Annotated in this window: 12 protein-coding genes; 7 read left to right on the top strand and 5 right to left on the bottom strand. The window is 41.3% G+C overall.

What is annotated here, in order from left to right; genetic code table 11:
- Window positions 1–58: 58 nt before the first annotated feature.
- From FHS60_RS07550 to uvrB, 4 genes are all read right to left on the bottom strand, one after another.
- Entirely contained in the window at window positions 59–331 is a 273-nt protein-coding gene (locus FHS60_RS07550) for an HU family DNA-binding protein (RefSeq protein WP_009348290.1), read from the bottom strand.
- 90 nt (window positions 332–421) lie between these two features.
- A complete protein-coding gene (rpiB, locus tag FHS60_RS07555) occupies window positions 422–865 on the bottom strand; it encodes a ribose 5-phosphate isomerase B (protein ID WP_009348289.1) in 444 nt (147 codons plus the stop codon).
- Between the two features lie 18 nt (window positions 866–883).
- A complete protein-coding gene (locus FHS60_RS07560; RefSeq protein WP_221189657.1) occupies window positions 884–2,002 on the bottom strand; it encodes a hypothetical protein in 1,119 nt (372 codons plus the stop codon).
- 63 nt (window positions 2,003–2,065) lie between these two features.
- Window positions 2,066–4,093, bottom strand: a complete 2,028-nt coding sequence (gene uvrB, locus FHS60_RS07565) for an excinuclease ABC subunit UvrB (RefSeq protein ID WP_183697214.1) — start codon at window positions 4,091–4,093, stop codon at window positions 2,066–2,068.
- Between the two features lie 371 nt (window positions 4,094–4,464).
- Here uvrB and FHS60_RS07570 point away from each other — a divergent pair, with 371 nt between their 5' ends.
- The 7 genes from FHS60_RS07570 (at window position 4,465) to FHS60_RS07600 (ending at window position 11,713) form a co-directional block, all read left to right on the top strand.
- On the top strand, window positions 4,465–5,685 hold the full coding sequence (locus FHS60_RS07570; protein WP_183697217.1) for a tetratricopeptide repeat protein: 1,221 nt from the start codon (window positions 4,465–4,467) through the stop codon (window positions 5,683–5,685).
- An 8-nt stretch (window positions 5,686–5,693) separates the two neighbouring features.
- Window positions 5,694–7,706, top strand: coding sequence for a M3 family metallopeptidase (locus FHS60_RS07575; protein WP_183697220.1), 2,013 nt, complete (start codon window positions 5,694–5,696; stop codon window positions 7,704–7,706).
- A gap of 42 nt (window positions 7,707–7,748) precedes the next feature.
- On the top strand, window positions 7,749–8,186 hold the full coding sequence (locus FHS60_RS07580) for a dCMP deaminase family protein (RefSeq protein ID WP_009348284.1): 438 nt from the start codon (window positions 7,749–7,751) through the stop codon (window positions 8,184–8,186).
- Window positions 8,179–9,957 carry a S41 family peptidase gene (locus FHS60_RS07585; protein ID WP_183697223.1) on the top strand — a complete coding sequence of 593 codons (1,779 nt, stop codon included), beginning with the start codon at window positions 8,179–8,181 and terminating at the stop codon, window positions 9,955–9,957. Before FHS60_RS07580 ends, FHS60_RS07585 begins: the two co-directional genes overlap by 8 nt.
- Window positions 9,958–10,142: 185 nt before the next feature.
- A complete protein-coding gene (locus FHS60_RS07590) occupies window positions 10,143–10,457 on the top strand; it encodes a 5-formyltetrahydrofolate cyclo-ligase (protein WP_338081922.1) in 315 nt (104 codons plus the stop codon).
- Window positions 10,454–10,927, top strand: a complete 474-nt coding sequence (gene rlmH, locus FHS60_RS07595) for a 23S rRNA (pseudouridine(1915)-N(3))-methyltransferase RlmH (RefSeq protein WP_009348280.1) — start codon at window positions 10,454–10,456, stop codon at window positions 10,925–10,927. The genes FHS60_RS07590 and rlmH overlap by 4 nt, the downstream gene beginning before the upstream one ends.
- Before the next feature lie 114 nt (window positions 10,928–11,041).
- Complete coding sequence (locus FHS60_RS07600; RefSeq protein WP_009348279.1) at window positions 11,042–11,713, top strand: DnaJ domain-containing protein; 672 nt, start codon at window positions 11,042–11,044, stop codon at window positions 11,711–11,713.
- 253 nt (window positions 11,714–11,966) lie between these two features.
- Here FHS60_RS07600 and FHS60_RS07605 read toward each other — a convergent pair whose 3' ends face one another.
- The gene (locus FHS60_RS07605; RefSeq protein WP_183697230.1) at window positions 11,967–14,381 is read right to left on the bottom strand and encodes a TonB-dependent receptor; all 2,415 of its coding nucleotides are present in this window, start codon (window positions 14,379–14,381) and stop codon (window positions 11,967–11,969) included.
- Window positions 14,382–14,443 lie beyond the last annotated feature (62 nt).

Consider the following 14,443-nt stretch of genomic DNA (forward strand, 5'->3'; position numbering starts at 1 on the left):
TTTTCTTCTTACCGTTTGGCATAATCTTTTATTTTTTAACGTTAAAATGTGGATAATCTTATTTTACCAGTTGGCTGAATTCTTTCGAGGGCTTGAATGCTGGAATGTTGTGTTCTGGAATGATGAGTGTAGTGTTTCGTGTAATGTTTCGTCCCGTCTTCTGTGCACGTTTTTTGAGTATAAAACTACCGAAGCCACGGAGGTAAACATTTTTCTCATCAGCGAGAGAATCTTTCACTGTCTCCATAAAGGCTTCAACGATATTGAGAACGGTGCGTTTATCCAAGCCTGTTTTTTCAGAAATGGCGTATACTAAATCTGCTTTAGTCATTTTTGCATCAATTGTTTGTTTCTACTTATTTTTTTTAGCGAGTGCAAAGATAGTGTAAAACGCTTGAAGCACAAAGAGGAAGCAGGAAAATCACACATTTGGAACGGGAATTTTCTCAATTCTGCGTGTGTGGCGTCCTCCTTCAAAAGGTGTATTGAGGAATTCGTCCATAATATTCTCAGCTTCTTCTTCATTGATGAACCTACCAGGCATACATAAAACATTCGCATCGTTATGCTGTCGAGTAAGATGAGCTATCTCTGGAATCCAAACAAGTGCTGCTCTGATTTGTTGGTGCTTGTTGAGTGTCATACTAATACCTTCTCCGCTACCGCAGATGGCTATGCCGCGTTTTATATCTCCTCTCTCAATGGCAGTAGCTAAGGCGTGAGCATAGTCAGGATAGTCGCAACTCTCTTCTGAGTTTGTTCCAAAATCTTCCCACTCTAGACCTTTTCGTTCTAGGTAGGTTTTTACAAATTCTTTTAGCTTGAAGCCTGCATGATCGCTGGCCAGTCCTATTTTGTCTGACATAATTATATGATTTGTATGTTATTTTTCTTGGAGGAATTCTTCGAGATCTGATGTGGAGTAGCCAAGTTCGCGGGCTATTTTATGAAAATAAATTTTTTCATTGATGCTGATTTTATTACTCATGTTAATGATTTCAGTGAGTAATCGCATTAGTTGAGTGGAGCACACAGGGTCGTCTTTGAATTCTCTGAAGTCTACTTTGAATGCGTGTTCTTCACGAAGGGCTTCTGCAAAAGATTTCTTCTCTGTATCTATGAGCGTTGTGTGTTGCAGATATTGTAGAATAAAGTTTTGTTTCTTCTCCTTGCCTCGTTCGTTCATTAAGCTCATATTGATAAGGGCTTTGACCACGAGGCGCTCGATGTCATCATTCGGTATCTGAATCTTCGCTTCGGAGCTTTCTATTCCTAAAAGATCCATTTGTTTGTGTAAGGTCTTTTGTAAGCGTTGTGCGCCAGGATAGAAAGTAGCATAGGTGACAGTTCCTGAGACAATGCCGCCAATGATTGGAATAAATTTTCCAATGTTTTTTGATACCGAGTTTTTAGAAAGATCAACGCCTATATGTTGTGCCACTTGTTTGACTAATGGGTAGTAGATAGAGCGGGTAAGAGCTTGTTGGGGTACTTTTTTCGCTATTTGCACCGTGATGTCTAAGCAAATATCGCGCAGTACTTTGTTAGCAATGTCAGCTCCCATCATCGTACCAACGAAGAGGGTAAGCATATCCATCATGTCGTCTGTCACCTGTGGTTTCCCTTTTTCATCTTTTTCGCGCAGATCGGGAAAACCATATAAGTAAGCAAGTTTTTGCGCAAGAACAAATACGTGATAATAGTATTGTGCTAAGTCCGTTGGGATGGATGCCAAAATAGCAGGTCCACCAGGAAGTCCTGTCAAGGTAGAAAGTGTTGTGACAGCACGCGTATGATATTTTATAAGGCGTGTTGCCAAATTATCTATAACCGAGCGTTTAATGACAACGGCAGGACGTAGCTCAAGCACTTGGCTTAGCTCCTCTGGAGGTAGCGCATCTTTGAATGTAGAAGAGAGAAACACTTGACGATCAATGCAGACACCAGGGATGGCTAGTGCTGCTTTCATTATTTTATTCCATAAATGTGCTTCTTTAATCATAGGCATGTTCTATTTCATTTGTTGCAAAGTTATGCTTTCTAAACTTGAAATACAAATAAATGCTTATTTCTTGTCAAGTGCTAAAAGTTCATCTCGTATCTGAGCGGCTAATATAAAGTCAAACTTGTGAGCTGCTTCCTTCATCATTTTCTGAAGGCGCTCGCGCCTCTGTTCTTTCGATTCTTCTGCTCCGTAGACAGCAGCAGCTTCTGCTGCGATATTTATAGTTTCGTTAAATTCGCTTGATAGTGTTCCTCTATAAATATCCTTTTCTTGTTGCTGTTCCTCAGAAATTTTTGTTAGTTCGTTGCCACCAATGCTCTTCTTTATCGGAGTAGGTTTGATGCCATGCTTCTGATTATATTCTATCTGTTTGGCTCGACGTCGATTTGTTTCATCAATCGTTTGTTGCATAGCTCCTGTCACTTTGTTGGCATACATAATGACACGGCCGTTTACATTGCGGGCAGCACGCCCTGCTGTCTGTGTGAGGCTTCGGGCATTTCTAAGGAAACCCTCTTTGTCTGCATCGAGAATGGCTACAAGTGCCACTTCAGGAAGGTCGAGTCCTTCACGCAGCAGATTGACACCTACAAGTACTTGGTACACTCCTCTGCGTAGATCCTCCATGATTCGCACGCGTTCCAATGTGTCTACGTCGCTATGTATATAAGCTGTTCTGATGCCTGCATCAATGAGATATTCGCTCAATTCTTCTGCCATTTTTTTTGTTAGTGTGGTCACAAGTACGCGTTCGTCGCGATGGATACACGTTCTGATCTCATCCATTAAATCATCTACAGGGTAATCGTTTGGGCGCACTTCTATGGTAGGGTCCAACAAGCCCGTAGGTCGGATTACCTGGTCAACAACAACCCCTTCTGCTTCTTGCAGTTCATAATCTGCAGGTGTAGCCGATATGTAGATCACTTGATTAGCTATTTCGTGGAATTCATCAAAGCTTAGGGGACGGTTGTCGAGTGCTGCTGGCAGGCGAAAACCGTAATTCACTAAGGCTTCTTTTCTGCTGCGATCGCCTTCGCGCATGGCTCTAATTTGTGGTACTGTCACATGGCTTTCGTCGATGACAATGAGGAAATCTTTTGGGAAGAAGTCCAAAAGGCAATAGGGGCGGGTACCTGGTTTGCGGCCATCAAAGTAGCGGCTATAATTTTCAATACCACTGCAATGCCCCAACTCTCTGATCATTTCTATATCATAATTTACCCGCTCGCTCAATCGTTTAGCCTCTAAAGATTTTCCCTCGCTTTCAAATTTCTTACATTGCAGTACAAGGTCGTCCTGTATCTGCCGGATGGCCAATTCTTGCGTGTCTTTTGAAGTTAGGAAAAGATTCGCAGGATAAACTTTGTATTGATCAAAAGTTCCTAAACGGATTCCACTTTGTGCATCAATTTCTTCAATAGTTTCTATCTCATCTCCCCAAAATGTTATGCGAAGGATGTCATCAGAGTAGGCTAAAAGAATATCGACAGTATCACCATTTACACGAAAATCTCCAGCTTTTGGGGCTACATCATTGCGCACGTATTGCCCATCTACTAATCTTCGTAATAAAGTATTGAGTACAAATGGTCTGCCAGCTCTTAGTTCTATTACATTTTCATAGAAAGCTGCAGGGTTTCCCATACCATAAATACAGCTCACAGAACTAACAACGACGACATCTTTTCTGCCGCTAAGTAATGCTGAAAGAGACGAAAGTCGCAACTTATCAATTTCTTCGTTGATGGCTAAGTCTTTTTCAATATAAGTGTCCGTTTGGGCAATGTAAGCTTCAGGTTGATAATAGTCGTAGTAAGATACATAATATTCTACTGCATTTTCAGGAAAGAAACCTTTAAATTCATGATAGAGTTGTGCCGCCAATGTTTTATTATGACTCAAAACTAATGTAGGTTTGTTGAGATTTTTAATAACATTGGCCACTGTAAATGTCTTTCCCGATCCCGTAACACCTAGAAGGACCTGTGCGGGAGCTCCATCTTTAGCGCAAGTTGTAAGCTGGCGGATCGCCTCAGGCTGGTCGCCCATTGGTTGATAATCAGAATGTAATATAAACTCGTTCATGCTGCTTTTATCCTTAGAATCTACAAAGGTAAGACATCTTTTTTAATTATAGCTGTCTACTAAAATAAGGACCTATTTTGAGCTATAAATGCAGTCGTAATTACAATAAGGATGTCGGCTGACGCAATAAGGATGTCAGCTGATAGGCTTATTGTATTTTAAAACGCTATAAGGATATTTGCGCTTACGTTTATTTTGGGTAAGATGACACACTTGTGTATGAGTTGGTGGTGAACAAGTTTTTCTCCGTTTTTATTTTCTCTATTTCTAACTATATAGTTGCAGCGACTATTATTTAAGTGAGTTTTGTGCTTTGCATAGATTGTCTTAAATTTGCATACTAACAAAAGAACTAAAAGCTTATTGAGCCAATGTTTTATCGAATTTTAATCTCTATTTCTCTATTTCTGACGTTGGGCTTTTCGTCTTTATCGGCACAAAAAGTGCTGAAAAACTTGAAATTACTCCTTAAACAGAAGAACGCTTCTGAGCTGCTCAACCAGGTGCGTAAGTTGGAGAAAGATTCAGAGGCTTGCACTTATCCCAAATTGTATGATTATGGTATGCAGGCTAATATGAAATTGAATGAAACCCTTAATGAAAAAGCTTATCTAAAGCAACCCTACGATACTGTGCAGTTTTTTCGCACGATTTATGGCATTTATGATTATGCGCTCAAGTGCGATTCTTCCGAACATCTTTTGTTGGCAAAAGGGAAGGGGCGTATCGTGTTTCAGAAATCTCATGGAGAAATTCTCCGTCATTATTATCGTAATCTATCCGTAGGAGGGCGCTACTTCTATAGTAAGAAAAACTACAAAGAGGCGGTCAGCCTGCTAAAAATGGCCGTAGACATCCCAAGCACTGCTTTATGGGGGAGTGATAAATCTGTTCTGAAATCTTACGAATATGTACAGACGGCTGCAGTTCTTATGCGTGCTGCCTACCTACGGAATGAATATAGAATGGCAATTCATTATGCGACAATAGCTTTGCAAGACACAACAAAAATGCGGGCCGGTATTCTGAAAACAACTGCTGAAGCTTATGCAGCAGTAAGAGATTCAGGGGCGTATCTTCAATATGTAAGAGAGGGATTGAAGGCCTATCCTAATGATGCGTTCTTCTTTACGGAGTTGTCCGATTACTACACCGGTCATGGAGATTATAAATCCTCGCTGAACCTTGCGGATTCTTTGTTGCAGAATGTGGATTCAAGAAATATTTATTTTTTAGCTGCTAAAGGTTTAGCTTTGATGAACCTTGGGAAGAATCGTGAAGCTATCGAGTATTCCCAACAAATCCTCTTGCAGGACTCTACAATTATTGATGCTAATTATTACATTGGTGCGGCTTATTGTAATTTGGCTGCGCAAGTTGAACTACCCACTACAATCAATAGTCATGCTTATAGGGAGGCACTAAAAAAACGCCGCAACTATTATCTTATGGCTCGACCGTATTTGGAATTGTATCGCGATCAAGCACCAAATCGACTGCAACTTTGGGGGCCACTGTTGTATCGTCTATATATGTCGCTGAATCAAGGTGACAAGTTTGAAGATATACAACGATTACTCAATCAGAAATAAAGAAAAGAATGAATCCTTTTTATACACAATATGGAACACCTCATGAGACCCTTCCTTTCAATCGCATCACGTTGAAGGATATAGAAGAAGCAATCCTTGAGGGTATGCGTCAGGAAAATGAGGCGATAAAAGCTATCATAGAGAATCCAGCACCTCCAACGTTTGAAAATACGATTGAGGCAATGGATACGACAGATCATTTGCTTGCTAGTGCAACAACCGTAATGTTCAATCTTTCTAGTGCGGAAACTAATGACGAATTGGATCAACTTACGCAGCGTATGGCTCCGCTACTTTCAGAGCACACAAATAATATAAACTTCAATGTAGAGCTATTTAGTCGTGTGAAAGCTGTTTATAATAATGCGCCAGACAGCTTAACGGCAGAGCAGCGTATGTTACTAGAAAAAACATATGAAGGCTTTGAGCGAAGCGGTGCAAACTTGAATGAAGCGGATAAAGCAAAGTTGCGCATTCTTACGTCTGAACTTTCGCAGCTGACAATTACTTTTTCACAGAATCATCTCAAAGCAACAAATGCCTACGAGTTATTTGTCGATGAAGAAGAACTGCTCGGCGGCCTGCCTGAAAGTCAGTTGACACAAGCTACTGAAGCTGCAAAAGAAAAAGGCAAAGATGGCTGGCTATTTACCTTGAAATTTCCAAGTTACGGGCCTTTTATGAAATATGCGGATAATCGTGAACTCCGCCGTCAGTTGTATTTGGCCTACAACAGTCAGTGTACACAGCCAGATGATAATAATAATTTTGAAGTGGTTCGCCAAATTGTGAATCTCCGTCGCGAAGTTGCACAGTTGTTAGGTTATCCTACTTACGCTGCTTATGCTTTGAAGCGTCGTATGGCAGAAACAACGGAGAATGTATATGATTTGCTGAATAAACTTATAGATGCATACCTGGAGCCGGCAAAGCAAGAAGTTGGAATTGTTGAAGAGCGTGCAAAAGCAGATGGGATTGAAGATTTTCAGCCTTGGGATTTTAGCTATTATAGCCATAAGCTTTATGTAGAACAATATGAACTCGACCCAGAGGTGCTACGCCCTTACTTTGAATTGTCTGCTGTTAAGCGAGGAATCTTTGGCTTAGCCAGTCGTCTCTATGGAATTTCATTTAAAAAAAATGAGGATATTCCAGTTTATCACCCCGATGTGGATGCCTATGAGGTCTTTGATAAAGATGGCAGTTTTCTGGCCGTTCTTTATGCAGATTTCTTTCCTCGTTCGGGTAAACAAAGTGGTGCATGGATGACATCTTATAAAGAGCAATGTGCTGAAACGCGTCCTCATATAAGTCTAGTGATGAATTTCAGTAAGCCTACGGCTGACAAACCAGCTCTCTTGACTCTCGGAGAAGTAGAGACTTTTCTTCACGAGTTTGGTCATTCTCTCCATGGCATCTTTGCTAATACTCGTTATCAGTCTTTGAGTGGCACAAATGTTTATTGGGATTTTGTGGAATTGCCTTCTCAGTTTATGGAAAATTATAGCACTGAAAAAGAATTCCTTCAAACCTTTGCTCAACATTATGTGACTGGTGAAACCATTCCAGATGATTATATCGAGCGATTACAGAAAAGTCGTACATTCCAAGCTGCCTATGCTTGTATTCGGCAAGTAAGTTTTGGTCTCTTAGACATGGCTTACTATACAACGCAGGATTTTTTCGATGCAGATGTTCGGATTTTTGAGCATAAGGCTTGGGAGCGCGTCCAGTTGCTGCCAATAATTCCAGAGGCTTGTATGAGTGTGCAATTTGGACATATCATGTCGGGCGGATACGCCGCGGGATATTACAGTTATAAGTGGGCCGAAGTTTTAGATGCTGATGCCTTTTCTCTTTTCAAAGAGAGGGGAATCTTTGACACTACAATAGCTCAAAGTTTTCGCGATAATGTTTTGTCAAAGGGTGGGACAGAGCCTCCCATGCTATTGTATCTCCGCTTTCGTGGGCGTAAGCCGACGATAGATGCGTTAATGCGACGCGATGGTATCTTAAAGTGAAAATTCATTTGATAAGGATAACAATATAATTATTAGTTATAAATGACTATAGAAGATAAGCAAACCGATTTAGATAAACGCTATTTGCGCATGGCGCGTATTTGGGCCGAAAATTCTTATTGTAAGCGTCGCCAAGTAGGTGCTCTTATTGTCAAGGATAAGATGATAATTAGCGATGGTTATAATGGCACGCCTTCTGGTTTTGAGAATGTATGTGAGGATGAAAATTATGTAACAAAACCTTATGTTCTTCATGCTGAGGCTAATGCTCTTACAAAAATTGCTCGATCTGGGAATAATTCAGATGGGGCTACAATGTATGTAACAGACGAGCCTTGTATTGAATGTGCTAAACTTATTATTCAGTCAGGTATACGCCGTGTCATTTATGCACGTGACTATCGTTTGCATGATGGGGTTGAACTTTTAGAAAGAGCAGGTATTGTTGTAGAACATTTGTTTTTAGATAGCAATGACTAAAAATCAGACACGTTTTGTCCCGCTGCTTGTTTCAGTGGGTGTTATAGTTGGAATACTTATCGGTAGTTTTTTCGCTTCACATTTCTCAGGTCGAAAATTGAGCATTATAAATACTTCTACAAATAAGATAAATGACTTGTTTCATCTTATTGATGATGAATATGTTGACTCTGTTAGTGTTCCAGATTTAGTAGAGAAATCTATGCCTGAAATACTCAAGCAGCTTGATCCACACTCTGCCTATATCAGTGCAAAAGATGTGGAAACCAGTATGCAAGATCTTAAGGGTAGTTTCTCAGGAATCGGCGTACAATTTACTGTCTATAAAGACACGGTTCGTGTCATAAAGGTTGTCAAAGGAGGACCGTCGGAAGGCGTAGGGCTTAGAGCTGGTGATCGCATAGTGAGTATTGATAGTAAAGTTTATGTGGGCGACACTATCACGGCTGATAAAACTCGAAATCGCCTGAAGGGGCAAAAAGGTTCTCAAGTTCGCTTGGGTATTGTTCGTCCTGGACAAAAACAAATGCTTAGCTATGTTGTGACGCGTGGTGATGTTCCTGTAAAAAGTATAACAGCTGATTATAAAGTCAATGATAGTGTTGGTTACATTCGTATCAATAGTTTCGGTGACAATACATATTCCGAATTTCTTTCTGCTTTGGCGCAGCTCAATACGCAAGGTTTTCGAGGTTTGATTCTCGATCTGCGAGGAAATCTTGGTGGGTATATGCAGCCTGCAGTACAGATTGCCAATGAATTCTTACCAAAGAATCGCCTCATAGTTTATACACAAGGGCGCAAGAGTCCTCGTGAAGATTTCAGAAGTGATGGTCGCGGTAGTTATCAGAATCTTCCGTTGGTGGTGCTTGTTGATGAAACGAGTGCTTCTGCAAGCGAAATTCTGAGTGGTGCTTTGCAGGACAATGATCGTGCAATGATTGTTGGCCGCCGTACTTTTGGTAAAGGATTGGTACAAGTTCCTATCGAATTCCAAGATGGCAGTATGCTACGCCTCACGAAGGCTCGTTATTATACGCCTTCTGGTCGGTGTGTGCAAAAGCCGTATAAACTTGGAGATGAGGAAGATTACGAGGCAGACTTATTGTTACGCGAGAAGCATGGCGAATATTATAATCCCGATAGTATCAAGACGAGTGGACAGAAGTACAAGACGGTGCGCGGTCGTTTTGTTTATGGTGGTGGAGGTATCATCCCCGATGTTTTTATTCCTGCAGATACACTCAATATGACGAGTTATTTCCGCGAGGCTTATCTTAATGGTCTAATGTATCAGTTCGCTTATGTCTTTACTGATAATAGACGTAAACAACTCAGTGGTATTTCAGGACTCGATAATATGATCACTTTTTTGAAAAAAAGTTCATTAGTGGAGGACTTTGCTACTTATGCCGAGAAAAATGGTTTGCGACGTCGTTCGCGAATGTTGATACAGTCGCGAACGTTATTTGAGCGTTACCTCATATCGAATATTCTTGCAGATGCTATTGATGAGGAAGCTGCCATTATATATACAAATCGTAGCGATGCAGCTGTTCAAACTGCAGTGAAACTTATTCGAGAAGGGAAGGCGTTTCCCTTTTCTGCAACGGCTTATGCACATCCCTCCAGTGCGTCTGTTTTCTTCCATATAGGAACTGATCGCAAAGTGGCACTTGTGTCTCGTCTTTTGCATACCACATCTTTTTATCCTTTGGCTCAATGGTACGAACCTAAAAAGACGCACAACGGGAAGCTATCCGTGATGTGAAAAAGTCCTTTGATACTACTCAACTTGCTGCCTATAGTGAGCGGCTCGAAAAACGTCTTTTTGAGAACTCTCATTATCAGGCCGCAAAGAATATGGTGTTATTTTCCTCTTTGCCGGATGAGCCAGATATGACTGCAATACTAGTACATGCACTTGATAGTCATAAAAAAGTTTGACTACCTGCAGTGATTGATGAAGAGCGTATGGAAATACGCCGATATCTTGGGGCAGGATCTTTAGCAGAAGGGGCTTTTCATATTCTCGAACCACAGGGCGAGGTGCTTACTGACTATTCGCAACTCGATTTGATACTTGTACCAGGAATGGCTTTTGATACATCTTGTCATTGTTTGGGAAGAGGGCGTGGTTACTATGATCGATTTCTGCACGAATGTGGTCGTCGAGCATGGCGTATAGGTTATTGTTTCCCCTTTCAAATGTTAGATAAAGTTTCTGTAGGGCCACACGATGAACAACTTAATGAATGTATTTTTCTATGAAGGTTGTATTTATACAAGTCGGTAAAACTGTTGACAAACACCTTATTGCGCTTGCTGCTGATTATGCGGAGCGCATCACTCATTATCTCCCGTTTGAAGTGCAGACTGTTCCAGATTTGAAAAATAATAAAGCATTGAGTTTCGAGCAGCAGAAGGTGGCAGAAGGTGTGGGGATTCGCCAACTTTTGAAGGCAGGCGATCATGTGGTTCTGCTGGATGAAGGCGGAAAGGAATTATCTTCTTTTGAATTTGCGAACCATGTTCAGCGTCGTCTTAATGGAGGTGGCCGTCGCTTGGTTTTTATTATCGGAGGTCCTTATGGCTTCAGTCAAGACATTTATGATTTGGCCCAAGAGAAAATTTCTCTTTCTCGAATGACTTTTAGTCATCAAATGGTACGCCTCTTTTTTATTGAGCAGCTTTATCGAGCGATGACCATTCTTAATGGTGAACCTTATCACCATGCTTAATTGATATTCTTGTCAGTTCTTGATAGGTAAGAACATGCAGTGTGTTTGGAAGTGAGTATTTTTCTTTTTTGGGCACTCTTTTTGTAAATGCAAAAAGTAAAATAAAATACTAAAATGGCATTTATTGATTATTACAAGATTTTGGGAATTCCACGCGATACTCCTCAGAAGGATATTCGCTTGGCTTTTAAAAAGCGTGCAAAGCAGTTTCATCCTGATTTACACCCCGATGATCCCAAAGCAAAGGCTAAGTTTCAAGCTTTGAATGAGGCCTATGATGTGCTAAGCGACCCAGAGAAACGTCGAAAATACGACCAATATGGTGAGCATTGGCGGGATGTTGATGCTTTTAATCACGCTGGTGGTTATCGTGCAAGTACTAATGGTGGCGATGGCTTTGAAGGATTTGATTTTAGTCAGTTTTCTGGTGGAGGAGGCTTTTCCTCTTTCTTTGAGAACTTGTTTGGTGGAGGGCATAATTTTGGTGGAAGTTCTAACTCCTTTCGGCGTTCACGCCATGAAGGTACAATGAGCGTTACGGTTAATATAGATCTGTATACAGCTCTGCTGGGTGGTTCGATTATCTTGCGTACAGCTAATGGTTCTAGTTTAAAATTAAAAGTGAAACCTGAAACGCAAAATGGTTCAAAAGTAAGATTGCGTGGAAAGGGATATGATCGTGGAGATGGTTCTTTTGGTGATATGATTGTCACCTATAATGTACAGTTGCCTACTGACTTGACAGAGAAACAACGTGAATTACTACGAGAGATGCAGAATGGATAAGCGTTGACTTTTCAAATATATTTTAGAAAGGCGGAGTTAGTAAAGTATTGTGATTTTCAAATTCCGCCTTATTTCTTATCTTATTTTTTCTTTGCTCGAGATCTTTGTAAAACTCTTGCTGTAATTTGTTTATTTCATTTTGTAGTATTTGAAAAATGCAACAGCAATCTCCTTTGTGTATCCGTAATATTTATACCATAGATATTACGGATTAGAATAATAATTGTTATATTTTTTTGAGGCAGTTGCACAATTAGAATTCGATGCTGAAGCGCGCAGAAATTTGTCTGCCTGTGAGATAGTTGGGTACGGCATATTGCGTATTGGTAATATCCGTTACCCAGTAGTACGAGTTTACGTTGTCGATACCTAAGAGATTGAAACAATCAATGCCGAACCAAATATTTTTGAACAGATGGTGTCGTGCAGTTTCTACTCCAGCTTCTTGTTGTCGTTGCCAGCGAAGTGGTACACGATAGGAGACGCCTAGATCTACACGCTTATAGGCAGGTGCTCGGAAGGTTTGAAATTTACGATCCGTGTGAGGTGGACCAAAGGGGAGTCCACCTGCAAAAGCCATCTTCAGTGTTGCACGCCAACGTGTACTTCCCGGGAAATAGTCGGTAAAGAAAACCGATAAATTGTAGCGTTGATCCGTAGGGCGCGGCAACCATTGTCCGTCTATTTTCTCTTGCGTTTTCATGAGAGAGAAAGTCACCCAACTATCTGTCCCTGGTACAAATTCGCCAAAGAGTTTGAAATCTAATCCTGCTGCATATCCAGATGCAATGTTGCGGCCATAATAAACCACACGAATGTTGTTGATGCTGTAAGGGTTGAGATTGGACAGCGCTTTATAGTAAGTTTCTGCCGTGAATCGGAAGGGGCGATCCATCATTCTGAAGGAGTAGTCTGCCCCCAGCACAAAATGGATAGATCGTTGAGATTTGATGTTACGGTTCATTCTGACAGTTGCAATTCCATTTGTTAGCGTCGTATCGCGAAGTTCTTTGAAGAAGGGTGCTTGGTAGTAAAGGCCCGTGGCAAAGCGCAAGGTCCAATGATCGTTTGAGGCAGGAAGAAAACCAAGACTTGCACGTGGCGAGATGAGGGATTCTTTGTTCCAATCCCAATAGTTGAAGCGCACGCCATAGGTGAAGTTGAAAAGTCCAGCCTTTGTATTGAAGCGCCAGGAATCTTGTGCAAAAGTTTCGACCCTATTTGTATGAATTTTGTTTACAGATTTCAGACTATAGATGAGGCGTAGTGCTTTTTCATCATAGGGTAGGCTGTAGCCCATAGAGTCGCGCATTTCCCATTCGCGGCTGTTTTCTTTGATACGTTCGTTTAACCAGTTTAGCCCTACTTGTAAGGTGTGGCTATTCAAAGTGTTGCTCGCCTTAGTAGCCTTTGTGCGGAAGCGAAGTCCGACATTGTACACATTCGCTTTGAGACGGTTTCGAGCATGTTCCATGTATGTTCCCACACCTAGCTGCTCTTGCGAAGTGGCTTCTTGTAACCAGTATTCTCCTTGTATGTCGTAGTTCTCATGTTCCATGGTCGAGAAAGTAGACATTTGAAGTGCAAGGAAAGTTTCGGGAGAGAGATGGCGCGTAATGGTGGCCGCACCAAAGAACGTACGGAAACGATCCTTTTCTTGGCCATCGAAGTAGACAGTGAAGGTTTTGGGTGCGTTTAGTGTTCCAAAAGACGTCTCACGATTCTTGGGATAGAAATTATAATTGTTATCGGAGATATTTCCCAGTAAGTCAATAGTCCACTTCCTTGAGGGACGCCAAGAAAAAGCGCCTTGATAATCTAAGAAGTTTGGCTTATACTCACCTTGAGTATCCATAGATCCCAAAAGATAGCGGGTGGTTTTGTAGCGAACAGAAGTCATGAAGTCCATGTACTTATTCCCCCAACCAATATATGCTCCAGCTCCTAAAAGTGAAGCGTTGATTTTTGCTTCAAACTTTTCGGGATGCTTGTAGGTAATGTCAAGAACCGAAGACATCTTGTCTCCATAGCGCGCCTCAAAACCTCCACTACTAAAAGCTATGCGCTCCACCATGTCCGGATTAATAATTGATAAACCCTCTTGCTGTCCAGAGCGCACAAGTAAGGGGCGATAGACTTCTAAACCATTCAGGTAAACAACATTTTCGTCGAAAGAACCGCCTCGCACATTGTATTGCGAAGAGAGCTCGCTGTGGGTAGAAACTCCCGCTTGAGATTGTATGAGTTCCTCTACACCATTACCCGTTGTTGAAGGAGTATTGTTTAGTGCTTCTGTCGAAATGCGCTGTTCGGTAGTAGCTTCACGCTTTTGTCCTAGAACGGTTGCGCCTCCGAGTTCATAGTCCATGCTATTGTGAAGGACTATATCCAGACGCACTGAGTCTCCTGGATTACGCAATAGGCGGCGGCGACTACCATAACCTATTTGTGAGTATATAACTTCTACAGAATCAGTACTTTCACAATATATGGTGTAGAATCCCTTTAAGTCTGTCATGGTTAGAATGGGCAAACCTTTAATTCTAACATTGGCCATCTCTACAGGACTCCCGCTTTCATCCTTTACCGTACCGAAAATTTTGGTACGACGGGCAAAGGAGGGGAGAGCTATAAGGCAAAGGAGTAAAGCTATTACGAATCTTCTCATACGTCTAATAAACGCTCTCTTCTTTGTGTATATTGTTTCCTACTCGGAATTTTTGTGTTTTG

It is taken from the genome of Alloprevotella rava, assembly GCF_014195585.1.
In the GTDB taxonomy this organism is placed as follows: Bacteria; Bacteroidota; Bacteroidia; order Bacteroidales; family Bacteroidaceae; genus Alloprevotella; species Alloprevotella rava.

Excerpts from the sequence above, each read along its gene's own strand:
- FHS60_RS07585 (WP_183697223.1), top strand. The coding sequence starts at position 8,179 with ATGACTAAAAATCAGACACGTTTTGTCCCGCTGCTTGTTTCAGTGGGT.
- FHS60_RS07575 (WP_183697220.1), top strand. The coding sequence starts at position 5,694 with ATGAATCCTTTTTATACACAATATGGAACACCTCATGAGACCCTTCCT.
- FHS60_RS07570 (WP_183697217.1), top strand. The coding sequence starts at position 4,465 with ATGTTTTATCGAATTTTAATCTCTATTTCTCTATTTCTGACGTTGGGC.
- FHS60_RS07605 (WP_183697230.1), bottom strand. The coding sequence starts at position 14,381 with ATGAGAAGATTCGTAATAGCTTTACTCCTTTGCCTTATAGCTCTCCCC.
- uvrB (WP_183697214.1), bottom strand. The coding sequence starts at position 4,093 with ATGAACGAGTTTATATTACATTCTGATTATCAACCAATGGGCGACCAG.
- FHS60_RS07550 (WP_009348290.1), bottom strand. The coding sequence starts at position 331 with ATGACTAAAGCAGATTTAGTATACGCCATTTCTGAAAAAACAGGCTTG.
- FHS60_RS07600 (WP_009348279.1), top strand. The coding sequence starts at position 11,042 with ATGGCATTTATTGATTATTACAAGATTTTGGGAATTCCACGCGATACT.
- FHS60_RS07580 (WP_009348284.1), top strand. The coding sequence starts at position 7,749 with ATGACTATAGAAGATAAGCAAACCGATTTAGATAAACGCTATTTGCGC.
- rpiB (WP_009348289.1), bottom strand. The coding sequence starts at position 865 with ATGTCAGACAAAATAGGACTGGCCAGCGATCATGCAGGCTTCAAGCTA.
- FHS60_RS07560 (WP_221189657.1), bottom strand. The coding sequence starts at position 2,002 with ATGATTAAAGAAGCACATTTATGGAATAAAATAATGAAAGCAGCACTA.
- rlmH (WP_009348280.1), top strand. The coding sequence starts at position 10,454 with ATGAAGGTTGTATTTATACAAGTCGGTAAAACTGTTGACAAACACCTT.